This is a genomic window from Modestobacter sp. VKM Ac-2977 (assembly GCF_026968045.1).
Classification (GTDB): domain Bacteria; phylum Actinomycetota; class Actinomycetes; order Mycobacteriales; family Geodermatophilaceae; genus Modestobacter.
In genome coordinates this window covers 209,526-233,088 of the sequence record NZ_JAPVBQ010000005.1, presented here as the reverse complement: position 1 = coordinate 233,088, position 23,563 = coordinate 209,526, and the positions used below count along the sequence as shown (strand labels likewise).

The window sequence follows — 23,563 nt, the reverse complement described above, 5'->3', positions numbered from 1 at the left end:
GGAGCCGGCGTCGTCGTGGGAGCCGGCGTCGTCGTGGGAGCCGGCGTCGTCGTGGGAGCCGGCGTCGTCGTGGGAGCCGGCGTCGTCGTGGGAGCCGGCGTCGTCGTCGGCTCACCCGCCGGCGGCGCGGCGACGAACGAGGTCGTCACCACGTGCCCGCGGTACTTCGCGCCGTCCTGGGCGTAGGGATCACCGACGAAACCGTTCTGCGGGCCGACCGCAGCCGCCGAGGCGCGGATCGTCTGGATCACCTGCGCCGGCGGCAGGCCGGCGCACGGCTGACCTGCCTGCATGCAGTCGAGCACCACGCCTGCGGTGACGGCCGCAGACATGCTCGTGCCCGACTGGATGTAGCCGTAGCGGCCGCCCTTCAGCGTTGCGAAGGGGCACTCACCCGGAGCGGCAACGGTGTGGGCGATGTCAGCCGCGCTCACCGCGTAGTTGCTCGCCACGGCGGCGGTGTCGTCGACGTTCGGAGTACCGCACGGCGCCTGGGTGGCGAGACGGCCGGGCTTGCCGTCGAAGTCGACGACGTTCGTCGCGGTGAGGACCTCGTCGTAGGAAGCCGGCACCTGCCCGGCGAAGTCGGTCGCGTTGTTGCCGGCTGCTGCCACGGGCACGACGCCGGCGGCCACGATCGTGCAGATCGCCTGGTGCAGGACGTCGCCGTCGGTACGGCCACAGTTGCCGTCGTCGGCACCTGGGCTGCCCAGGCTCATGTTGGCGACCCGGATGTCGAGCTCGTCGGCGTGCTGAGCGACCCAGTTCAAGCCGCAGGCGACGCCGGACAGCGTGCCCTTCAGCTTGCTGTCCAGCACACGGACGGAGTAGATCCGCGCGCCCGGGGCGGTGCCGACGATCCCCGTTCCGTCGCTGGCAGCCGCAGCGGCGCCGGCCACGGCGGTCCCGTGGCCGTTGGTGTCGTTGAGGTAGCCGTTCGGGCCCACGCAGTCGACCCCACCGGCGACGACGTAGTCCCGGTGCGGGTCCACCCCTGTGTCGATCACCGCGATGCCCCCGGTGACCGACCCGATGGCCGTTCCAGCCGACACCGGCGGCTGGTCCGCACCCACGCGGGAGACGGCGGGGGGGATCCGGTCGGCGTTGGCGACGAACTCCACGTTCGGGGAGATCGCGAGAACCCGGTCGTCGCCCTGCAGCGCAGCTGCTTCCTCGGCATCGAGGTGGGCCGTGAGCGTGTTGATGCCGCCACTCGTCGTCTCGGTGGCGTCGACCCCGTGGTCACCCGCGACGGCCGCGGCCACCTCGCCGTCCAGGAACAGGACGTAGTCACCGGCACCCAACGCCTGCGCCGCGGGAGCGGACGCCAGCGAGACCAGCGGCACGGCCGCGCTGGCTGCCAACAGCAGGCCCAGAGCCGAAGCGATGTGACGCGGCGACATGCGGGGGGAGTTCATCGGGGCCTCCGGCGGCTCGATCTGCGGCTCGGAACGCTCCGGTGCCTCGGCCGGACTGTTGCACGAAGGGAGCAGGCCCCAATAGATCTGGGGCGCAAAAAGCGGCGCGGTTCACAGAGATCGACGAGAACACGCCCTCCAGAGCAGCAATTCAGCCATCACCCGACTACTCATCGTGATGCCCACCCCGCAGTCAGCGGTGCTCGCGATGTCCCTCCCCGACGGCGCGCACGCTCCCGTGCGCATCCACCAGCAGCCCGGAACGGGCCACCCGCAGCAGTGGTCCGTCGGCGACCGGGTCGTCGGTCACAGCACAGCCCACCTGCTCGAACCCCTCGTCGCGCAACCGCGCGACCTTCGCCTCGTACACGTTCTCCACATACGTGCCGCCGCGCCACCCACTGGCGTGCACGGCGTCGAAACCGAAGAGTGCACCCAGGCCGTGGGCATAGGCGCCCGGCGCTGCGGTGGTCAGGATGCGGGGCCCCTCCCAGCGGGCGACCAGGTCCGCGACGGCGGGGTTCACCTGCTCACGGGCGATCGACGCCACCCAGCGGGCCACGGCCTCGTCTCCCAGTCGCACCGCCACTGCGTCGGTCGCCGCCTTCAGGTCGACGTGCCGACCTCCCAGGAGCTTCCGCCGGGCCAGTGCACCCGCCAGTTGGACGAGTCCACGCAGGTCTCGTCGCGCGAGCAGCTCGCCGAGGCAGAAGCGGAGGAAGACCGGGAAGGTGTTGACCCGCATCAACGTGCCGTCGAGATCGCAGGCGAGCACGTCGATCTCAGCTCCGTCCGACGGCATCCAGACTCCAGGGAAGCCGCAGCAGCGTCCGGTCGTGCAGGCAGTAGTCCGGTCGGACCGGCGGGTTGCGCCACGTCGAGGCCAGCACGGCGATCCGTACCTCCGCCCCGGGACACGTGCGCCGGAGCGCCTCGCGCACCACTGTCACCGTGCGGCCGGAGTCGATGGTGTCGTCGACGACGACGATCCGCTGGAAGGACCGGGAGAAGGTCAGCGCGCTGAGCAACTCATCGCTGCCGGCCCACTCGGCGCCGGCCGGCGACCTGTCCGTCCGGAGCGCCTGCTCTCGCACTTCCACCTCCAGCCAGCGGAGGTGCTCGGTCACGATGCGCGGCAGCCGGCTGATCACACCACCCAGGCGCAGACTGGACTTGGCCTGGGTGCCGGGTCGCTGGACGCGCACCGCGACGTACTCGGGCTGTCCGAGCGCCTCCAGCATCTCCTCCGCCACCCGCGCTCCCCCACGCTCGATCCCGATGACAAGATCGGGTGCGTAGTCGTGGACGGTCGCGGCCAGCTCGAGGCAGATCTCGACGAAGTCGTGCGACAACACGTCCATGCAGACCGGCCGGGATCTCATGAGGGCACCATAAGGCCGCCCGCGAACGTTTCGGCCTCCGGCAAAAGATGGTGATCACGATCACGAAGAGTGCTGTCACGCGAGTGCACTTGATAGCGAGCCTGGGCGGACACCTGGAGTTGCTGGTGAACGTCGCACAGGTGCTGTCGCACATGGAGCGGACGTGGATCACCAGCGAGGGGGCTCGCGCAGAGGCGCTGCGCACCGACGGGGAGACGGTACGGGTCCTCCGCCGACTCGACCGCGGCAACCGCAGCATCCGGGCGGTGTGCGCCGGTGTGCTCCTCGCCCTGCGGGAACGCCCGCAGCTGGTCGTGACCACCGGCGCCGGACTCGTGGTCCCGTTCGCAGTGACCGCCCGGCTGCTGGGCGCCCGTCTGGTCTTCATCGAGACCATGGCCCGGGTGCGCCGTGGCAGCACCACCGGCCGGTTCCTCCGCCGCATCGGAGCCGAGGTCCTGGTGCAGTGGCCTGGCCTCACGGCCTCGTACCCAGGTGCCGTCGTGTGCTTCCCGACCCTCCTCGAGGGAGTCCCCCGGGAGCGGGCAGGAGACCGAGGCGCACAGGGGACCTTCGTCACGGTGGGCTCGCACGACGAGGCCTTCGACCGCCTCCTGGAGGCCGTCGACGACGCCGCGGACCGACAGGTGCTGCCCGGACCCCTGCACGTGCAGTTCGGGGTGTCCGGGCGGACGACGCGGCACGGGGAGACAGCCGCCTACGTCACCCCCCGCGAGTTCGCGGAGCGCATGGCGGGTGCAGCGGTGGTCGTCACGCACGGCGGTGCTGGCGCGATGGCCACTGCGCTCCGCAACGGCATCGCCCCCGTGGTCATGCCGCGTCGCGCCGAGCTGGGCGAACACGTCGACGATCACCAGGTGGAGCTCACCGACCTCCTCGCCCGGCTCGACATGGTGGTGCCTGTCGAGGACAGCATCGAGGAACGCCACCTGCGGGCTTCCCGCGAGCTCACGTTCGCAGGTCTCGACGAACTGGCCGACCTGCCCCGGGTCCCGGATGCGCTGGCCAGGATGTTGGCCGAACGCAGGGGCTCCGCGAGGCGGGCTCGCAGCTGAGCCCCCGCCCCGTCCCCGGTCCGGACGGCCACAGGACCGCGTTCTCCAACCCTTCCCCGAGGAGTTGACATGCCCCACTCACCGCTGCGTTCCTTCACCCGCCTGGGCACCTGGTTGCACACGTTCCGGCTGATGCACTACCACAGCTACAGCCACGTGGAGCAGCTGCGCAGCCTGACCGTCGGGGCAGGCACCGGCATCTCCCCGATGGCCTCGTTCCGGAACGCCGAACGGATCACCCTCGGCGCTCGCGTCCACGTCAACGAACGGGCCGCCCTCTGGGCGGGTGACACACACGGACGGATCTCCCTCGGGGACGACGTGCTCCTGGGCCCCAACGTCTTCATCACGGCATCCGACTACGGGGTGGAGCGGGGCCAGCCGATGCGTTCCCAACCCCGCCGCGAGGCCGACGTCGTCATCGGCAGTGACGTGTGGCTCGGCGCCGGGGTCGTGGTGACCGCCGGGGTGACCATCGGGGACGGATGCATCGTCGGCGCCAACGCCGTCGTCACCAAGGACCTGCCGCCGAACACGATCGCCGGCGGAGTCCCGGCGCGGGCGATCCGCGAGAGGTAGCCGCTCAGCCGCGGCTGGACTCGTCCCGGGTCCAGCGGATCTCGCGTTGCCGCAGCCGCCGGCCGCGGGCGCCCAGGAGCACGACGACCTGGGTGGCCCCGAACACGAGGACGTCCAGGAAGGACGACCGGGAGGACACGGCCGTGCGGACGAGGTGCCGGGCGGTCGAGGGGGCAGGCGTGTCGGCGACCCGGGCAGCGTCGCCCCCCTCGCCCTTCTCTCGCAGTTCGATGCGCCCGGCCCCGACCCGCTGGGACCGCCGGACGATGCCACGCAGAGAGCGCGCGGGGAACACCGTCAGCGGGTGCTCGACGAGCGTCTTCTTCTGGTCGCGGTGGAACAGCCCGTTCACGAACTCGTCGTCGTTGGTGAGGGTGGGGAACTGGTCGAAGCACGCGCGTCCTGCTTCGGACAGCGCGTAGCAGCCCGAACCGACGTACCCGGCGTCGAAGACGGGCAGCGACTGCCACACCCGGAGGTACCGGGTGGCCAACCGGCCCACGCCGCTCAGGTCCAGGGTCAACCGCGGCGCTGCGGCGAGGGGCTGGCCCGTCGTGAGTGCACCGGCAAGCGCACGGGCCGTCGCAGTGGAGATCACCACGTCGGCGTCGAGGTAGATGCGCGGGAAGCCACTCGCCCGCGCATCGCCCAGGCGCAGCGCCTCCACCTTGGAAGCGATCGGCGTCTCGGTCACAGAGACACCGCGGTCGGCGTACCGGGCCGCTACGGCAGCCGTGTCGTCGGTACAGCCGTTGGCGACCACGATGACGTCGAGCTCGCCGTCGTCGGCGTACCGGAGGAGGTGGTCCAGGCATCGAGCCAGGCCGGTCTCTTCGTTGTGGGCTGGGATGACCACAGTCGCGCCGGTCATGACCGTCCTCTCGCAGGCAGATGCCGAGGTGCGTCGCCGATCGACCGGACGATGAGCTCGCGGACTGCGTCGGCCGCGGCGCGGCAGGACCACGCAACCGCCAGCAGGATAGAGGCCGTACGCGCGTCGGGCCGACGACGCCGACTCCAGCCTGCCCGGCGCCCCGGATCGGGCGCTCGGCGACCCTCGCGCGCCAGCTCCCTCCGACGTCCGCGCCAGGGACGGGAGACCGGCGAGAAGGCGAGAGGCCGGGAGCCCAGGTGGCAGCCTGTGCCTGCTCGGGTGTAGGAAAGGCCCCTCCCTGGTCAACAGGGGGTGAACTCCGCACGAACATCAAACTCGCCACGCCGTGCAGCGCACCCTGCGGTGCACGCCGAGGTCCAGCGCCCACCCCGCCCAGCGGGTCGGGCGCCGGGCCCCCTGCACCGAGGACAGCCATGACGATCGACAGGTCCACGGCTCAGGACGCACCCGCCGACGGCACTGCCCCGAGCACCGCCAACCGCTGGGCACAGGCCCTGCTGGCCGGCCCCTGGCTGGGCGCCTTCCTGCTGCTGGCCGCAGCCGTGCTCTATCGACCGCTCTTCTACGCCATGGTCAAGGAAGACCGCATCCTCGAATGGCTGCAGTTCCTCCTCTTCGCCGGGGCCGCCGGTTACGCCCTCGTGGCAGCACGTCGCCACTGGCCCGCGGACAAGCTCGCCAGCGCCCTGTTCCTGTCCTCCGGCTTGGTCCTGCTCTTCGTCACCGGTGAGGAGATCTCCTGGGGGCAGCGGATCCTCGGGATCACGACTCCCAGTTCGCTCGAGTCCGTGAACAGGCAGGCCGAGTTCAACGTCCACAACATCGCCAGCGGCGTGCCTGTGGAGCAGGCCTTCATCTGGGCGCAGTTGGCGATCGGGTTGGTGGGTTCGGTCCTCTGCGTCGTCTCCTGGCTGAGGCGGGGCCAGCCGCGCGGACGTCTCGGGCGACTGGTGCTCCCGACGCCCGCACTGTTCTCCTGCTTCGCGCTGCTGTTCGCCTTCCGCCTGACCCGGGAGCTCTACCAGGATGACCAGAACGAGGTGTACTGGCGGTTCGCTGAATGGCCGGAGACCTGCTTCGCGCTGGCCTTGTTCACACACGCGTTCCTGTCCGCACGACGCGCCGGGAGCGAAGCGAACGGGGTGGCAGCGGTGTCCGGCCAGGAGTCCCGCCAGCCGGCTTGACCTCGCTGCAGGACCCGCTCCCTGGCGAGGCGTCCACCGGGAGCTGCCGGCGTGTGAGCACCTCTGCGCACGTGTCTGCGGGCAACACGCCGTAGCGCCATGGGCACGGAGTGCCAAACCCACTACCTTGCTGCCGTCGGCCCTCGGCCGGCGCACGAGGGGGGAACGCGCGACGTGCACACCGATCGACCAGGCCCGGAGACCTCGGGCCGACACCGCCAGGTCCAAGTCCAGGTCCCACCGTCACTCACCGAGACCGGGCGACACCGGCTGGCCGCACCGCCCGACCTGCCTGCACTCCCGACGTCAGGGGCGCAGCTGCCGGTGCGCCGGCGGCACGCCGCCGACGAGGCGCCGAGTTCGCACCCCGACGCGCGCCGCCCCCGTGGTCTGACCCCACGGCGGGTCCTCGCCGGCGCAGTGCTGCTGCTGGTCGCCGCGACGCCGGTGCTCGCCCGGTCGGCCAGCGCCTTCGGCCTCGACGACGCTGCCGCCGCCGAGGTGGCTGCCCACCCCGACCGGACCGACGACACGCTGGCGACGATCACCGGGGGTGCGGTCCTGGCCGGCGCCCCATCGCCCAGCGCGACTCCGGCAGACCGCACCCCCGGCAGCTCCCCCTCCGGCGCAGCAGCGGCTGACCGCACGGCCCCGGTCGTACCGGGTGGGCCCGCCTCATCGGACGCGCTTCCGCTGCCCGGCTCCACCCTCCCCCCGACCGACGGCGCGCCGATCCAAAGCAGCCCGGCCGCCGGTTCGATGGCCGCCGCCCAGCAGGCCGGACCTGCGCCGTCCGGGCCCGGGCCGGCGCCATCTGCGCCGCCCGGGGCTCCGATCGACGAGACCGCACCGACAACCGGAGCCGTTCCCAGCAGAACTCCGGCTGCCGAGACGTCGGAGGCCCCGGCGACCGACGAGCCGCCCGCCGGGGTGCTCCTGCCCCGGGACGCGCCGCCGAGCCCGAGCCCGATGCCGGTTCCGACGCCCCCGCCGTCCACCGGCGCCCCGGAGACGACGGCGCCCCCGTCGTCCGGTCGGGCCGCGGGCGAGACGTCCACGCCGCCCCCGGCTCCGACGGAGACCCCCACCGGGATGGTGTCCGAGCTCATCGACCGCGTCGGCGCCTCGTTCGAGTCCTGAGCCCCCCGGCCGCGGGGCACCCCCGGCCGGCGAACCCGGCCGCGAGCCGACGGGCGGTTGCCCTCCCCCCGACGGGGCACCTCGGTGGTCGCGGGACTCAACCGCCCCCTCCCGGACGACGACAGCTCCTGTATGCCGATCGCCGCCCACCGGGTCGCCCACGAGGCGCCGCCACCCCGCGACCTCGAGGCGACCGCCGCCGTCACCCTGCTGCCCACCCGCGCCACCCTGCTCGACCGGATCGCTGCGCACACCCCGGCCTCGGACGTCTCCCCGGCCGCGCTGGTGCTGGTCGGGCTGCTCCGCCGGGACACCGGCTGGCCGCTGCCGAGCAGCCACCTCGACCAGGTCGCCGCAGCCCTGTCCGCCGGCGTGCGCGGCGACGACTGGCTGGCCCGCTCCGGGCCCAGCGAGTTCGCCGTGCTGCTGGGCGCCGCCGCGCATCACGCCGAGACCGCGGCCAACCGGCTCCTCGTCGTCGTCGCCGACGCCGGCGTGCCCGGTCTGACGGCCTGCGCCGGCATCGCCGGGCTCTCCCCGGACGCCTCACCCAGCGAGGTGCACCGCCGGGCCACCCTCTGTCTCACCGCCGCGCGCAGCATCGGTGGCGGCCGGGTCATCCGCTACAGCGGCGCACGCCGCTGATCCCACGCGTCCACCGCAGCGGCGCGATGGACGGGTGGACGACCGGCCCCTCCCAGACCTGCCCCGTGTCGCCGAGTCCCGGCGGCACGGGGCAGCTCCACGTGTGCGGCCCGGCGCCGCCCACCGGCCCGCCGGAGAGCCGCTCCAACCCGCCCCTGGGCTGCTGCAGCGCTCTTCCCCCGGACCGGAGTGACCTCCACCGGAGCGGAGTGACCACCCTCCCGGACAGGCGCCGCCGCGAAGCCCGTCGGTGCACCGCCTCGGCGGACTGACTGCCTGGTGAGACGCGCGATTGACGGGAACGCCCGACCGGGCGAACCTTGGCAACAGGACGCTGCCGGCGTGGGCAGAGCGGCCGAGACGAGGGAAGTCCGTGGCGTGGTGGTGGCTGCTGCTGGTCGCATGGCCTGTGGTCGGCCTGCTGGCTGCTGTCCTCTTCGGCACCGTCGTCAAGCACGTGCCACCGGACCACTGCCATGAGCTGATCCGGTTCCCGACCTCGCAGCTCCCGGGCGTGAGCCCCCTGGGGCTGCGCCGCAAGCCCGCCTCCCGTCCACCGGCCGGCCGCCCCTGTGGCGTGTCCGACACGAGGCACCGGCGCCCGACCGCGGTCCACGCGCACGGGTCCACCCCTCCGGCCCGCGGGATCGTCCGACACGTCCGCCCCGAGTCCCGGCGGGTCGCTGGTCACGCAGCCGTCTCCTCACGGGCCCGGCACCGCACCGCCGTCTCCGTCGCGGTGCCGCCCCACCGGCCTTCTCGATCGATCCGCCCCGTCCGCGCGGGCGTGGTGCTGACCGGTCTCACCCACCGCACCAGGTCGGCCCGGAGGCTCGGACCGCCCCAACAGTCCGGCCCTCGGGGCCGCGGCCCGCAGCGCCTGCTGGCCCTCACCGCACTCGCGGCGGTGGCGCTCGCCCCGGTCCTGGCCCGGTCCGGCACCAGCCTGGGGTTCACCGACCCGCTCGCCGCCGAGCTCGCCGCCCACCCCGACCAGGTGCCAGCCACCTTCGAGGCCCTCAACCGGGGCGCGGCGATCTCCGGGCAGGAGACCCCCGTCTCCGTCCCCGAGTGGGAGGACGCCCTGGCCGACGCGGCAGTCACAGAGTCGAACAGCCGGACACCGGAACGCGTGACGGACCCGGGTTCGGACCCGACCTCCAGTGACTCGCGCCGGTCGAGCTCCGCCCCCGCGACCTCGACCGGCGGTGGCACCAGCGAACCGCCGACGGCGCCTCCTGCCCTCGGGGACCCGCAGCCCTCGGGTGACGCACCGACCGCCCCGGCGCCCCGCACGAGCGCGCCGACGCCGACGGACTCGCCCGACCCGACCGCACCGCGGCCCACTCCGACGCCGAGCCCGACCGACCCGGAGCCGACCCCCACACCGGAGCCGACCGACCGCGAGCCCACACCCACACCCACACCCACACCCGGCCCGACCGACCCCGGGCCCACCCCGAGCCCCACGCCCACCGACCCCGAACCGACCCCGAGCCCCACCGACCCGGTCGAGCCCACCGACCCGGTCGAGCCCACGGAGCCGGCCGACCCCGCAGAACCGACCGGACCCACTGAGCCCGGGGAGCTGCCCGATCCGGCCGACGGCGCCGCCTCCCCGACGACGGTCACGGCACGCCTCACCGGTCCCTGAGGCCCCCGCCGCACGGCACCCGCCATCGGACCGGGGCGTCGCACCAGGAACCGCAGGCGCGGAACGGCGAACTGCCCCGCGCCCCCGGGGGCGGTACGGGGCAGTTCGGGTGGGGCGGGTCGTCAGCGGGTGACGGACCTGGCCTCGTGCTCGTCCCCGGCGGCCGCCGCCGCGCGGGCGGCCATCCGGGCCCGCTGCGGCACGACGGTGTACTTCGGGTCCTTGGCGCTGGCCATGCCGGCCTCGAAGACGCCGAACCGGGTGAGGAGCGAGCCGGCCGCCAACAGCGCACCGGAGACCGCGGCACCGGCCCGGGTACGGCCGGCCACCACGGTCAGGCCGGCACCGCTGGCAGTGCATGCCTTCGCGGCCTTCATCATCTTCCCGGCCTTGCCCAGCTGGTACGGCTCACCGACGATGCCGTGGTCGTGCTCGACCTTGTGCATCGCGGCCAGCTCGACCGCCGCGCCGGCGACCGCCATCTTCCGGGCCGGCCCCGCCTCGGCGACCGGGGTGAACGCCATGCAGATGCCACCGCCGGCGGCCATCCCGGAGCCGGCGAAGACGAACGGCAGCTCCTTGTACGGCTCGTGCCACGACGGCACCGCGGTGTTGGCCAGCAGCACCGCCGTGTACGTGGTCATCGGACCACCGAAGACCGCCGAGGTGGAGCCCACGACCTTCCGCAGGCCGGGGAACCAGCCGGCGATCCGCCGCAGCCCGAACTTCTGCAGACCGGGGAAGGCCTCCAGCAGCTGGATGCCCGCGGTCGCCGCGGTGAGGGCGCTGAACGGCGCCAGGATGTAGGAGCCCACCGACAGCGGCGACGTCGGCTTGATGACCCGCAGCATGTGCAGGAACCGCGCCGGCCGCCCCAGGTCGTGGATCAGCCAGACGACCGAGGCCAGCGCGCCACCACCGGCGGTGTAGTGCGCGGCCCGGGTCAGCGCCGGGCGACCGGTCACGTCGGCGATCGCGCCGAGCACCGCCGACGAGCCCGCCGCCCCGCCCAGGAACAGGTACAGCGGCACGTCCGGCGTCTTCCACACCGGGGGCTTGATGATCGGCCGGCCGTAGTACGAGGTGAACTCGGCCTCGTCGACGGTCGGGTCGCCGTCCCGGCCACCGCCGCGCCGGCCGCCCTTGCGCCGCTTCTTCTCGCGCGCCTGCGCCGGCGGGCCGTCGGCCCGCCGCCAGCCGGCGCCCGGCGTCACCAGTCCCTCGGTCATCGGCGCAGCCCCTTACGTGAGCCCAGCACGGCGGAGAGCGCGAACCCGACCACCATGGCGGCCCCGCCGACGGCGTGCTTCCACATCGACGGCAGGTCCCGGGTGGTGACGATCGGGTCCGGCGGGAGCCCGTAGACCTCCGGCTCGTCGAGCAGCAGGAAGAAGGCCCCCGCGCCGCCGACGCCGTCGTCCTCGTCCCGCCCGTAGAGCCGGGCGGTCTCGACACCCTGCTCCTTGAGCGTGGCCAGCCGGGCGTCGGCCCGGGCCTGGAGCTCGTCGAGGTCACCGAACTGGATCGACTGGGTGGGGCAGGCAGTGGCGCAGGCCGGCTGCAGCCCGTCGGTGAGCCGGTCGTAGCACATCGTGCACTTGAAGACCCGGCCGTCGTCCTTGCGCTGGTCGATCACGCCGTAGGGGCAGGCCGGCACGCAGTAGCCGCAGCCGTTGCAGATGTCGCCCTGCACGACCACGGTGCCGAACTCCGTGCGGAACAGCGCCCCGGTCGGGCAGACGTCCAGGCAGCCGGCGTGCGTGCAGTGCTTGCAGACGTCGGAGGACATCAGCCAGCGGATCTCGCGGTCGGCCGAGTGCCCGGTCTGCGGGTCGAACTCGCTGAGCGCCTCGGCGTTCAGCACGCTGGACTGGGCCAGGCCCACCCCGTCGGCATTGCCGCCGGCCGAGACGGCGTGCGGGTCACCCGAGCCACCCCCACAGCCCCCGCCGCTGCTGCCGCAGCCGGCCGCGGGTGCGTCGACACCCGCGCCACCGGCTCCCGGCAGCCCGACCCCTGGCATGGGGAGGTCGACGGCGCGGCTCTGCTCGACGAACGCCACGTGCCGCCACGAGTTGGCCCCGAGCATGCCGGTGTTGTCGTAGGACATCCCGGTCAGGGCCATGGCGTCGCGCTTGCCGTCCGCGTCGTCCATCGGGAGCGTGTTCCACTCCTTGCAGGCGACCTCGCAGGCCTTGCAGCCGATGCAGACCGAGGTGTCGGTGAAGAAGCCCACCCGCGCGGGGTGGTCCTCCGCGTAACCGGCCTCCCCGCTCACATCGGGCAGCGGACCGTAGAGCCGGTTGGCAGGGTCGTTGCCGGTGAGCGCCGGGCTCGCCGAGCTGACGGTCGTCACGAGCGCTCCTCTTCCATCGGGTCGAGCCACATCAGCTCGTCCCCTCCTCGATCGGTGCCCGGCCGCCGCTGGGGACGAGGCCCGACTGGACGCCCGCCCGGATCCGGTAGTCCTCCACGTACTGCACCAGCTCCTTGCCGCGCGGACGCCGCCCGGGCTGGATGTCGCAGGTGGCGACCTTCGTCTCCTGGATGTGCACGTTGGGGTCCATCACCACGCCGAACAGGTCGTTGCCCGAGTCGCCCGTGGACAGCCCCTGCTCACCCCAGTGGTACGGGATGCCGATCTGCTCGACGACCTGGCCGCCCTTGAGCTTCATCGGCCGGATCCGCTCGGTGACCAGCACCCTGGCCTCGATCGCCGTGCGGGCGCTGATCAGCGTCGCCCAGCCACCGTTCTCCAGCCCGCGCTCCTCGGCCAGCTGCGGGCTGACCTCGACGAAGAACTCCGGCTGCAGCTCCGACAGGTAGGGCAGCGTGCGGCTCATCCCACCGGCGGTGTGGTGCTCGGTCAGCCGGTAGGTGGTCATCGCGTAGGGGTAGACGGTGCTGCGCGGCGGGTTGCCCCGGTTCCACGCCCCCTGGATGCCCTCCCGGCCCGGGTTGGCCTGCTGGCCGTACAGCGCGTTCTCCACCGGCGACTCGGCCGGCTCGTAGTGCGCCGGCATCGGGCCGTCGGCCAGCCCCGCCGGTACGTACAGCCACGCCTTCCCGTCGGCCTGCATGACGAACGGGTCGGCACCGCCGATGCCCGCCTGGGCCACTGCACCCTCCGGCGGGACGTAGTCCGGCCGCTTGGTCGCCTCGAAGTCGGGGACGTCATGACCGACCCAGCGACCGGCTCCGTCCTCCCCCGCCTCCTCGTCCCACCAGACGAAGGCCTTGCGCTCGCTCCACGGCTTGCCGTCCGGGTCGGCCGAGGCGCGGTTGTAGAGCACCCGGCGGTTCGACGGCCAGGCCCAGCCCCACTCGGCGGCGACCCAGTCCTGCTCGCGGCCGGGCTTGCGCCGGGCGGCCTGGTTGACCCCGTCGGCGTAGACACCGGTGTAGATCCAGCAACCGCCGGTGGTCGAGCCGTCGTCCTTCATGTCCAGGTAGGTCGACAGCATCTCCCCGTCCGGGCCGGCGCCGTTGATCTCCCGGAGCACCGCGTCCGCACTGGGCTCGTCGTGCTCGCCGTGCGTCGGGTAGTCCCAGGTGAGGTCCAGCAGCGGACGGTCCCGGGGGTCGGTGGAGGCGGCCAGCTTCTCCCGCAGCCTGCGGCCCAGGTGGAAGTAGAACCACAGGTCGCTGCGACAGTCGGCCGGCGGCTCCACCGCCTTGTGCCGCCACTGCAGCAGCCGCTGCGTCTGGGTGAAGGTGCCCTCCTTCTCCACGTGCGTGGCCGCGGGCATGAAGAAGACCTCGGTGGCGATGTCCTCGGTGACCAGCTCCCCGGTCTCGATCTCCGGGGCGGTCTTCCAGAACGTCGCCGACTCGATCATCTGCAGGTCGCGGACGACCAGCCACTCGAGGTTGGCCAGCCCGAACCGCTGCATGCGGCCGTTGGCGCTGCCGACCGCCGGGTTCTCGCCCACGAGGAAGTAGCCGGGCACGTTGCCCTGGATCATGTCGGCGACCGTGCTGTACGTGCCGTGGTCACCGGTCAGCCGGGGCAGGTAGTCGAAGGCGAAGTCGTTCTCCGCCGTCGCCGCGTCACCCCACCAGGACTTCAGCAGGCTCACCGAGTACGAGCGCATGTTGCCCCAGAAGCCCGCCCGGTCGACGCTGGAGGCACAGAAGCTGTCCAGGTCGGTGTGCTGCTGGGCGTGGGGCATCGGGATGTAGCCGGGCAGGATGTTGAACAGCGTCGGGATGTCGGTGGAGCCCTGGATGCTGGCGTGCCCGCGCAGCGCCAGGATCCCGCCACCCGGGCGGCCCATGTTGCCCAGCAGCGCCTGCAGCACCGACGCCGTCCGGATGTACTGCACACCCACGGTGTGGTGCGTCCAGCCCACCGAGTAGACCCAGGCCGTCGTCCGCTCGCGGTTGCTGTTCGCGGTGACCCACTCGGCGACCTTGAGGAAGACCTCCGGCTCGATGCCGCAGATGTCGGCGACCATCTCCGGCGTGTACCGGGCGTAGTGCCGCTTCAGCACCTGGAAGACGCAGCGCGGGTGCTGCAGCGTCTCGTCGCGCTTCGGCTTGCCGGCGATGTCGGCCGAGCCCTGCGCACCCTGCTGCTGGTCGGCCTCCTTGACGCCCTCGGTCTCGTCGTCGCTGCCGTCGTCCGCCGCGTCGTCGGGCCGGTCGCCCTCGTCGTCGTTGCGGAAGGCCGACCCACCGGGCTGGCTGGGCGAACGCTGACCGGCCGATGCGGGTACCGCGGTGCCCTCGTACTGCCAGGTCGTCTCGTCGTACTGGCCGGTCTCCGGGTCGAAGCCGGAGAAGAGGCCGTCGAGGTCCTCGGTGTCCTGGAAGTCCTCACGCAGGATCGCCGCGGCGTTGGTGTAGGCGACCACGTACTCGCGGAAGTCCAGGTCGTTGTCCAGGACGTACTTGATCAGCCCACCCAGGAACGCGATGTCCGTGCCCGCGCGCAACGGCACGTGCAGGTCGGCCAGCGCACTGGTGCGGGTGAACCGCGGGTCGATGTGGATGACCTTCGCGCCCCGCGCCTTGGCCTCCATGACCCACTGGAAGCCGACCGGGTGGCACTCGGCCATGTTCGAACCCTCGATCACGATGCAATCGGAGTTCACCAGGTCCTGCTGGAAGTTCGTGGCGCCGCCACGACCGAACGAGGTCCCCAGACCGGGGACCGTCGCGGAGTGCTATATGCGGGCCTGGTTCTCGATCTGGATCGCGCCCATGGCGCTGTAGAGCTTCTTCATGAGGTAGTTCTCCTCGTTGTCGAGGGTCGCCCCTCCGAGGCTCGCTATCCCCAGCGTGCGGTTGACGGCGTGGCCGTCCACCTCGTCCTGCCAGCCCTTGCGGCGGGCGTCGAGCACGCGATCGGCGATCATGTCCATCGCCGTGTCGAGGTCGAGGTCCTCCCACTCCGTCCCGTGCGGACGGCGGTACTTGACCGTCGTGACCCGGCTCGGGCTCGTGACCAGCTGCTTGCTCGCGCTGCCCTTGGGGCAGAGCCGGCCGCGGCTGATCGGCGAGTCGGGGTCGCCCTCGATCTGCACGACCTGCTCGTCCTTGACGAACACCCGCTGGCCGCAGCCCACCGCGCAGTACGGGCAGACCGACTGCACCACCTTGTCGGCGGTGGCGGTGCGGCTGACCACCTGTTCGGTCGCCTTGCTGCGCGCGGCCTTGCCACGCCCCAGCGGGTCAGGACCCGTCAGCTGCCGGAACACCGGCCATGCATCCAGCCACGTCTTCACCCCGACGAGCTTGCCACCCGGAGGCGCCGTTCGCGCGCCCAGCCCTCCGGCGGGTCGCCCGGTCGTCCCCGCCGGGCCCGCCTCCGGGAGGACGACGCAGACGAGGGGCTGGTGCGGCTGAGTAGCGTCGTCGGGGACACCAGGAGGCGCCCCATCGCAACCGACCACGCACACTGCTCAGAAGCCCACCTCGACTGCCCGTGCGCCGGCGACGCGGCCGTCCACGCCCGGCACGCCGGCGAGGCCCCGCCCGGCACCGCGGCGATGGTCGACTGTCCCGAGTGCGGTGAGCCCAGCAGCCACGTGCGGATCTCCACCTGGGGTCACTGCCGGGTCTGCCGCACCGCCGACTCCCGGGCGACCCAGCCCCTGCGCTGGTGAACCGACCCGACTGAGCGGGCGCCCCGCTCCTCCGCCCCCACCCCTTCGTCCCCGCCCCTTCGGGTGAGTGGCGCCGGCCACTGGTGCAGTCCGGGCGCCCGCGGTCCGACAACTGATCCGTGACCTCCGGAGCCCTCGCCGCACCGATGCGGGCCATGGCCGCTCCGACGCGAGGCGGCCCGGCCGCCGTCCGCACGCTCAGCCGGCCACTGCTGCTCGCCGTCCTGGCGGCCTGCGCGACCCTGTCCACCGGGCTGCTGCCCGGACGGACCGCCGTCACCGTCGCGGTGACGGTGAACTTCCTCGCCGTCCTCGGTGTGCTCGTCCTCCTCTCCCGCGCCGGGCGCCGGAGCGCCCACCCGGCCGGCTGGCGCTGGTACACGGCCTCGGTCGCCGTGGGCGCCGGCGGCGCCCTGGCCGCCGCGTCGGTGCTGCCCTGGGGGCAGACCGCCCTCGGCAGCGTCCCCGGTCAGCTGCTGGTGGTCGTGGCGATCCTGCGGATGCTCGACCGTGCGTCGCTCCGGGCCGCCCGGGCGCAGGTCGCCACCATGTTCACGCTCTTCGTGCTCGCCGACCTGCTGACCGTGCACACGCTCTACCACCTCACCATCGCCCGGGACGGCGTGCTGCCCCTGTCGGAGACGATCGCGCTCTTCGCCCTGCTGTCCAGCATCGCCCTCGGCACCGGCTTCTCGCTGGTCCTCATCGCGGTCTGCCCGGCCGCCCAGCGCCCGGTCGGCTGGCTGCTGTTCGCCTCCCTGGTCGCCACCGCACTGTCCGGCGCCTGCTCCTCCCTCGCATCGGGGCCGGGCCTCGTCCAGTACCTGGCCTGCGGGCTGAGCGTCCTCGGGCTGGGCCTGCTCGTGGTGGCCTGCCACGCCGACCGACCGCAGCCCGCCGCCGACCGCGGGGGTGCAGACGGCTCCACCCTCGGCGCCATGCTGCCGCACGCCACCGCACTGGCCGGCGGCTCGCTGCTGCTGCTCAGCGTCCCGGTCACCGGGACCCTCACCATCTTCGGGACGACGCTCGGCGTGCTCGGGCTGGGCGCCCTGCTGGCCCACCAGGTGGTGTCCTGGCGCACCCAGCAGCGGCTCACCACCGACCTGCAGCGCAGCGAGGCCTACTTCCGCACGCTGGTGCGCGGCAGCGCCGACCCGGTGCTGATCCTCGACGACCAGCTGCAGGTGCAGTGGGTCTCCCCCGCCATCACCGCGCTGCTCGGCCTGGACCCCCAGCGCATCGTCGGTTCCTCGATCGCCGCCGCCGTCCACCCCGACGACGCCCCGGGACTGGTCGCCGCCCTGAACTCCACCTCCGTGGACGCCTCGGAGACCAAGACCCGGACGGCGCGGGTGCGGCACCTCGACGGCCGGTGGCGACTGATCCAGTCCCAGGTCCGCGACCTGCGCGGCGACCCCGACGTGGGCGCCCTCGTGCTCTACTGCCGGGACGTCAGCGCCAGCGCACCGCAGCCGGCCGAGCCCGTGGTCACCTTCAGCACGAGCGACCCGGCGACCGGCCTGCCCAACCGCTCGGCCCTGACCCAGCGGCTCGCCGCCACCCTCCGCACCCCGTCGGCCGGCAGTGCCTCGCTCATCGTGCTGGGCGTCGACGGGCTGCCCGCTGGCGACGACGTCGCGGTGCTGCGCGAGCTGACCACCCGGTTCGCCCGGGCCCTGCGCGGCGAGGACTGGCTGGCCCGCTCCGGGGTGAGCGAGTTCGCCGTCCTCGTCTCCGGCACGGTGGCCGACGCCGAGGTGATCGCCGGCCGGCTGGTCGCCGCCGTCGAGCCGGTCGCCACCGGCAACGGCACCCTGCGGCTGACCGCCGCGGCCGGCGTCACGCCCCTGGACGCCGACGCGGATGCCGGGGAGGCGCTGCGCGGGGGCGACCTGGCGCTGCGCAGCGCCCGCGCCGCCGGTCCCGGCCGGGTCCGCCGGCACTCCGACGCCCTCCGGATCACCCAGCAGCGCGAGGAGACGCTGCGCACCGACCTGGACCGGGCCCTCGCCGAGGGCCAGCTGCGGCTGGTCTACCAGCCGGTCGTCGACCTGGCGCTGCACCGCACCGTCTCGGTCGAGGCGCTGCTGCGCTGGCGGCACCCCGTGTACGGGGAGGTGTCGCCGGCGGAGTTCGTGCCCCTGGCCGAGGAGTCGGCGCTGATCACCGAACTCGGTCGGTGGGTGCTCGCCGAGGCCACCGCCACGGTCGCCGCGCTCCCGCACCAGGACCTGTCCGTGGCGGTCAACGTCTCGGCGCGGCACGTCCGCAGCGGCGAGCTGGTCTCCGACGTGCTCCGGGCCCTGGAGTCCAGCGGGCTGCCCGCCTGCCGGCTGGTCCTGGAGATCACCGAGTCGGTGCTGCTGGACGACGAGCACGTGACCGACGACCTGGCCGCCCTGCGGCGGCTGGGCGTCCGGATCGCCGTCGACGACTTCGGCACCGGCTGGTCCTCGCTGGCCTACCTCGTCGGCCTGCCGATCGACGTGCTGAAGATGGACCGGCAGTTCCTCGCCCACGTCGAGACCGACCCGCAGCGCCGGGCACTGTGCAGCTCCGTCCTGCACCTGGGCACCAGCCTGGGCCTGGTCGTGGTGGTGGAGGGCGTCGAGACGGCGGCCGAGCTGCAGCTGCTGCGCGACATGGGCCACCGGTTCATCCAGGGCTACCTGCTGGCCCGGCCGCTGGACGAGGCCGCGCTGACCGCCCAGCTCCCGGGGCTGGGCGGGGCGCCGGTGCCCACCTCGGCAGCGGCGCTGCCCCGGGCCGCGGACGACGGACTGCCGAGGTGAACCGGCTCCGGCGTGCACCGCTGACCCTGGCGATGCTCGGCGCGCTCGTCGCCCTGGGGATCACCGTGCCGGCCAGCCCGCACGGAGCACTGCCGCAGTGGGACAACCTGGTGCTGACCGCGGTCGGGGCGTGGGCGGCGTGGCGCTGCAGCCGGCTGACCCGGCAGATGGCCCGCTGCGACCGGCTGCCCTGGCAGCTGCTGGGCATCAGCTCCCTGCTCTTCGCCTGCGCCGGCCTGGTGACCGGACTGGGCGTCGGCGGCGCGCAGGGCCGGTTCAGCGTGGGCGTCGTCCTGGTCCTCGTCGCCGCGCTCGGGCCGACGGTGAGCGCCGCGCTGATCGGCGGGCGGGTCCGCGGCACCCGCTGGCCGATCCTGGTGATCGACGGGGTGCTGGTCACCGTCGCCCTCGTCATCGTCGCCGACGTGCTCGTGCTGGCCCCCGCGATGACGCCGGGGGCGATCGCGCCGGACCTGCAGCCCCTCGTGCTCGCCTACGGCATCTACCCGGCCGTGGCCGTGGGCGTCGTCGGGGCGCTGTGCACGGTGTCGACCGCAGCCGTCCGGCGTCCGGCGACCGCGATGATCCTGATGACCGCCCTGCTGGGGCTGGCCTCGACGCTGCTGGCCGCGCACATCGTGCAGCCGACCGGGCTCGCGTCCGCCGCTGCCGACGTCGTGATCGCCGGCGCGCTGCTCACCGGCGTGCGCACCGTCCAGCTGGCCAGCGCCGTCCCGACCGAGCTGTCCCCCGCCGACACCGCACCGACCGTGAACACCGCCGGCGTGGTCGTCGACGTGCTGGCGCTGGTCGGGGTGCCGGTCACCCTGGTGGCCGCCCTGCTGCTGGACCTCCGGGTCCCCGACGGTGCGCTCGCCTGCACCGCCGTCGTCGTCCTGCTGCTGCTGGTGCGGCTGTTCATGCGCATCCGGGACAGCGACCGCATCGAGGAGGACCTGCTCCGCAGCGAGGACGACTTCCGTGGCCTGGTCGAGGCCAGCTCGGACGGCGTGGCGATCGTGGACGCCGAGCTCCGCCTCGAGTTCACCTCTCCCGCGGCCCGGACCCTGCTCGGGGTCCTCGACGCCGACCCGCACCCGCTGCTGCTGGACCTGCTGCACGAGGAGGACCGCCCCCGCGTCCGCCGCGAGCTGACCACCGGGCCCGGCGGGGTGGCCCCCGCGGTGCACCTGCGGCTGCGCGACGCCGCGGGTGAGCCGCGCGAGCTGGAGGTCACCCACCACGAGCGCCCCGGCAGCGGACGCCGGGTGCTCCACCTGCGGGACGTGACCACCCGGCGACGCCGCGAGCGGGAGCTGGAGCGGATGGCGTTCACCGACCACCTCACCCGGCTGCCCAACCGCGCACTGCTGTTCCAGGAGATGGCCGCCGGGTCGGCGACCACCAGCGAGCGGTCCCTGCTGGTGCTGGACCTCGACGGGTTCAAGGCGGTCAACGACTCCGCCGGCCACGAGGCCGGCGACCTGCTGCTGGTCGAGGTGGCCCGGCGCCTCCAGGGCCTGCTGCGCGCCGACGACCTGGTCGCCCGTCTCGGCGGCGACGAGTTCGCCGTGCTGCTGACCGGGGCCGAGGACGCCGCCGTCGAGGCCGCCCAGCGGGTGCTCGACGCGCTCGCCCGGCCCTGCCGGATCGGCGACCGCACCTTCACCGTCGGCGCCAGCGTGGGCCTCTGCCGGGTGCACCCCGGGGGCGGCCAGCTCGCCTTCCGCCAGGCCGACGCCGCCCTCGGCGCCGCCAAGCGGGCCGGCAAGGGCTGCTGGCGGATGCACACCGACGACCGGGTGGCGCAGGCCGCGGCCAGCAGCTCCGTCGTCACCGCCCTGGCCGACGGGGAGGTCCAGCTCCACTTCGACACCATCGCCAACGGCGACACCGGCATCCTCGCTGCGCTGCACGCCCAGCCCGTGTGGGTGCACCCCGAGCTCGGCGCGCTGCCCGCCGCGGAGCTGTGGGCCGCCGCCGAACGGCAGGGCTGCACCGCGACCCTGCAGCAGTGGCTGATCACCCGCGCCTGCGCCGACGTGGCCGCCCTCGACGACCAGCTGCTGGTCGCCGTCGACCTGCCTGCAGGCGTGGTGCACGCCGACGAGCTGCCGGGCGAGGTGGCCATCGCGCTGGCCGGGGCAGGCCTGGCGCCTCCCCGGCTCACCCTCTTCGTCACCGAGGAGGTGCTGCAGACCTCCTCCGCGGCACTCATCCCCGCGCTGCACGCCGTGCACCGGACCGGCGTCCGGCTCGGACTGGACGACTACGGCATGGGCTCCACCCTGTGGTCGCAGCTCGCCCGGCTGCCCCTGGAGGTGGTGATGGTCGACGTCCGCAACCTGTCGTCCGGCGACAACCACGACCGGACGCTGGAGCTGCTGGGCGCGATCGGCCGCAGCGCCCGCGACTTCGAGGTGTCGACCGTCGCCAAGGAGATCACCTCCCCGCAGCTGCTCCACGAGCTGCGCGTGCAGGGCGTGGTCGCCGTCTCCGGCCCGGTGATGCCGACCGGCCTGACCGCCGCCGAGGTGGCCGCTCTGCTGCGCCACCCCAAGGGCGCGGTGGTCGCGCCCCTGCCCACCCCCGCGCCGCCGCCGCGAGCGCGTGCCGGGGTGTGATGACCGGGCGGGTGGCCGGCGCGACACTGACCCGGTGACCGCACCGTCCCTGCGCTTCCTCGGCCACTCGACCGTCCGGGTGGAACTGGCCGGCCGGACGGTGCTCACCGACCCGCTGCTCACCCACCGGCTGGGCCCGCTGCGGCGGGTGGTCCCCCGCCTGTCCCCCGAGGCCTGGGCCGGCGTCGACCTGGTGGTCGTCTCGCACCTGCACAACGACCACCTGCACCTGCCCTCGCTGCACCGGCTGGGCCGGAGCACGCCGATCGTGGTGCCCCGCGGCGCCGGCCGGTGGCTCACCCGACACGGCTTCACCGCCGTCGAGGAACTCGGTGCGGGTGCGAGCCTCTCCGACGGCGGCCTCACCGTCACCGCCACCCCCGCCGACCACGCCGCCCACCGCTGGGGACCGCTCCTCACCCACGGCCCGCACGCCCCGGCGGTCGGGCACCTGCTCGCCGGGGACGGCGTCACCGTCTACGCCGCCGGCGACACCGACCTCTTCCCCGGGATGGCCGACCTCGGTGACGACGGCGTGGACGTCGCCCTGCTGCCGGTGTGGGGGTGGGGCCCCACGCTCGGGCCCGGACACCTGGACCCGGCCGGTGCCGCCCGGGCCGTGGCGCTGCTCCGCCCGCAGGTCGCCGTCCCGGTGCACTGGGGCACCTTCGCCGTCGCCGGGCTGACCTCGGTGCCCAGCCCTTGGCGGGCCCGGATGCGGGCGCTGCTCGTCGAGCCACCCCGCCGGTTCGCGGCCGCGGTCGCCGCCGCGGGCTCGGCCACCGCCGTGGCGCTGACCGCCCCCGGCGCCCGCGTGGCACTGGACGCCGTGGAGCCCGGCCGGGAGAGCACCTGACCGACCTCCGGTGCCCCGACGCGGCCGTCCCACGGGATTTGCCGGGTGGCCACACAGCAGTCACCCTGGTTCGCAGGGGGAACGTGAAGTTCATGTGAACGCCGCCCCGCCGACGTGCCGGAGGTGGCTGGATTGCTCGACAGTGGGCTGATGCGACCTGACGCCCGGGCCTGGTTCGAGCACCGCACCACGTCGGCCACCTCCCTGGCCGAGATCGACGCCGATGCGCTGCTGCTGGCCAAACGCCGTGGCGGCCACCGGGTCAGCGTCGTCCTGCCCGCGCGGAACGAGGAGACCACCGTCGGGGTCCTGGTCCGCGACCTGGTCGAGCGCTGGGTCGAGGGTGTGCCGCTGATCGACGAGCTCGTCGTCATCGACTCCCACTCCACCGACGCGACCGCCGAGGTGGCCCGGGCAGCCGGCGCCGAGGTCGTCGCGGTCGGCGACGTGCTGCCCAGGCAGGGCGACCGCCCGGGCAAGGGCGAGGCGCTGTGGAAGTCGCTGGCGGCCACCACCGGCGACCTCGTCGTCTTCATCGACTCCGACCTGCTGGGCGACGTCAGCCACTACGTGCCGGGCCTGCTCACCCCGCTGCTCACCGACCCCCGCGTCGAGTACGTGAAGGGCTGCTACACCCGCCCGCTCACCGTCGACGGCGAGCACCGCCCGGCCGGCGGGGGCCGGGTCACCGAGCTCACCGCCCGTCCACTGCTGAACGCGCTGTGGCCGGAGCTGGCCGGGTTCGTGCAGCCGCTGGGCGGGGAGTACGCCGGCCGCCGATCGGCCCTGGAGCAGGTGCCGTTCGTCTCCGGCTACGGCGTGGAGGTCGGCCTGCTGGTCGACCTGCTGCAGGTCTGCGGCCTCAACGGGCTGGCACAGGTCGACCTCGGCACGCGCACGCACTCCCACCAGACCGACGAGGCGCTGGGCACGATGGCCGGCCAGATCGTCTCGACCGTGCTGTCCCGCGCCGAGCGCGGCCGGTCGGACCGGCGCCGCCTGGAGCCCGGCGGGCTGCTCACCCAGTTCGCCCACGACGGACGCGGCTTCGTGCCGACCAGCCACACCGTCGCCGTCGACGAACGGCCGCCGATGTGCGCGGTGGACGAGTACACCTCGCACCGCGCCGGCGTCGTCGGCTGAGGAACAGGCACCGCACTGTGCACGGAGGGCGCGTTCCCGGCCGGGAGCGCGCCCTCCGTGCA

The 23,563-nt window shown here is 73.7% G+C and carries 15 protein-coding genes and 1 pseudogene; 9 read left to right on the top strand and 7 right to left on the bottom strand.

All coding sequences use genetic code 11. The features are described 5' to 3' along the window. The 3 genes from O2V63_RS20575 to O2V63_RS20565 all read right to left on the bottom strand — a co-directional run. On the bottom strand, window positions 1–1,418 hold a 1,418-nt coding region (locus O2V63_RS20575), incomplete at its 3' end, for a S8 family peptidase (protein WP_269169337.1). A 193-nt stretch (window positions 1,419–1,611) separates the two neighbouring features. Further along, window positions 1,612–2,220 carry an HAD family hydrolase gene (locus O2V63_RS20570; RefSeq protein ID WP_269169336.1) on the bottom strand — a complete coding sequence of 203 codons (609 nt, stop codon included), beginning with the start codon at window positions 2,218–2,220 and terminating at the stop codon, window positions 1,612–1,614. Further along, window positions 2,201–2,800 (bottom strand): phosphoribosyltransferase, encoded by a 600-nt coding sequence (locus tag O2V63_RS20565; protein WP_269169335.1) that lies wholly within the window; start codon window positions 2,798–2,800, stop codon window positions 2,201–2,203. The genes O2V63_RS20570 and O2V63_RS20565 overlap by 20 nt, the downstream gene beginning before the upstream one ends. A gap of 125 nt (window positions 2,801–2,925) precedes the next feature. On the opposite strand from O2V63_RS20565, the gene O2V63_RS20560 reads away from it, so the two are divergent. Beyond that, window positions 2,926–3,876: a glycosyltransferase gene (locus O2V63_RS20560; protein WP_269169334.1), complete on the top strand. Its 951-nt coding sequence runs from the start codon at window positions 2,926–2,928 to the stop codon at window positions 3,874–3,876. A 69-nt stretch (window positions 3,877–3,945) separates the two neighbouring features. Further along, entirely contained in the window at window positions 3,946–4,455 is a 510-nt protein-coding gene (locus O2V63_RS20555; protein WP_269169333.1) for an acyltransferase, read from the top strand. A 4-nt stretch (window positions 4,456–4,459) separates the two neighbouring features. On the opposite strand, the gene O2V63_RS20550 is transcribed toward O2V63_RS20555, so the two are convergent. Then, window positions 4,460–5,326: a glycosyltransferase gene (locus O2V63_RS20550; protein ID WP_269169332.1), complete on the bottom strand. Its 867-nt coding sequence runs from the start codon at window positions 5,324–5,326 to the stop codon at window positions 4,460–4,462. Window positions 5,327–5,763: 437 nt separating this feature from the next. Between O2V63_RS20550 and O2V63_RS20545 the strand changes: the two genes are divergently transcribed. The 3 genes from O2V63_RS20545 to O2V63_RS20535 all read left to right on the top strand — a co-directional run bounded on the left by O2V63_RS20545 (window position 5,764) and on the right by O2V63_RS20535 (window position 8,319). Continuing rightward, window positions 5,764–6,534 carry a hypothetical protein gene (locus O2V63_RS20545; RefSeq protein ID WP_269169331.1) on the top strand — a complete coding sequence of 257 codons (771 nt, stop codon included), beginning with the start codon at window positions 5,764–5,766 and terminating at the stop codon, window positions 6,532–6,534. A 324-nt stretch (window positions 6,535–6,858) separates the two neighbouring features. Continuing rightward, window positions 6,859–7,674, top strand: coding sequence for a hypothetical protein (locus O2V63_RS20540; RefSeq protein ID WP_269169330.1), 816 nt, complete (start codon window positions 6,859–6,861; stop codon window positions 7,672–7,674). 132 nt (window positions 7,675–7,806) lie between these two features. Further along, a complete protein-coding gene (locus O2V63_RS20535; RefSeq protein ID WP_269169329.1) occupies window positions 7,807–8,319 on the top strand; it encodes a hypothetical protein in 513 nt (170 codons plus the stop codon). Between the two features lie 1,776 nt (window positions 8,320–10,095). Here O2V63_RS20535 and nrfD read toward each other — a convergent pair. The 3 genes and pseudogenes from nrfD to fdh all read right to left on the bottom strand — a co-directional run bounded on the left by nrfD (window position 10,096) and on the right by fdh (window position 15,702). After that, window positions 10,096–11,202, bottom strand: coding sequence for an NrfD/PsrC family molybdoenzyme membrane anchor subunit (nrfD, locus tag O2V63_RS20530; protein ID WP_269169328.1), 1,107 nt, complete (start codon window positions 11,200–11,202; stop codon window positions 10,096–10,098). Next, window positions 11,199–12,329: a 4Fe-4S dicluster domain-containing protein gene (locus O2V63_RS20525; RefSeq protein WP_269169327.1), complete on the bottom strand. Its 1,131-nt coding sequence runs from the start codon at window positions 12,327–12,329 to the stop codon at window positions 11,199–11,201. Before O2V63_RS20525 ends, nrfD begins: the two co-directional genes overlap by 4 nt. Before the next feature lie 31 nt (window positions 12,330–12,360). Further along, a pseudogene (fdh, locus tag O2V63_RS20520) lies at window positions 12,361–15,702 on the bottom strand (formate dehydrogenase). Window positions 15,703–16,202: 500 nt separating this feature from the next. Here fdh and O2V63_RS20515 point away from each other — a divergent pair. The 4 genes from O2V63_RS20515 (at window position 16,203) to O2V63_RS20500 (ending at window position 23,501) form a co-directional block, all read left to right on the top strand. Further along, complete coding sequence (locus tag O2V63_RS20515; RefSeq protein WP_269169326.1) at window positions 16,203–18,878, top strand: putative bifunctional diguanylate cyclase/phosphodiesterase; 2,676 nt, start codon at window positions 16,203–16,205, stop codon at window positions 18,876–18,878. Then, on the top strand, window positions 18,875–21,502 hold the full coding sequence (locus tag O2V63_RS20510) for a diguanylate cyclase domain-containing protein (RefSeq protein WP_269169325.1): 2,628 nt from the start codon (window positions 18,875–18,877) through the stop codon (window positions 21,500–21,502). Before O2V63_RS20515 ends, O2V63_RS20510 begins: the two co-directional genes overlap by 4 nt. A 34-nt stretch (window positions 21,503–21,536) precedes the next feature. Continuing rightward, on the top strand, window positions 21,537–22,358 hold the full coding sequence (locus O2V63_RS20505; RefSeq protein ID WP_269169324.1) for an MBL fold metallo-hydrolase: 822 nt from the start codon (window positions 21,537–21,539) through the stop codon (window positions 22,356–22,358). Between the two features lie 150 nt (window positions 22,359–22,508). After that, window positions 22,509–23,501: a glucosyl-3-phosphoglycerate synthase gene (locus O2V63_RS20500; protein WP_269169323.1), complete on the top strand. Its 993-nt coding sequence runs from the start codon at window positions 22,509–22,511 to the stop codon at window positions 23,499–23,501. The last annotated feature ends 62 nt before the right edge of the window (window positions 23,502–23,563 follow it).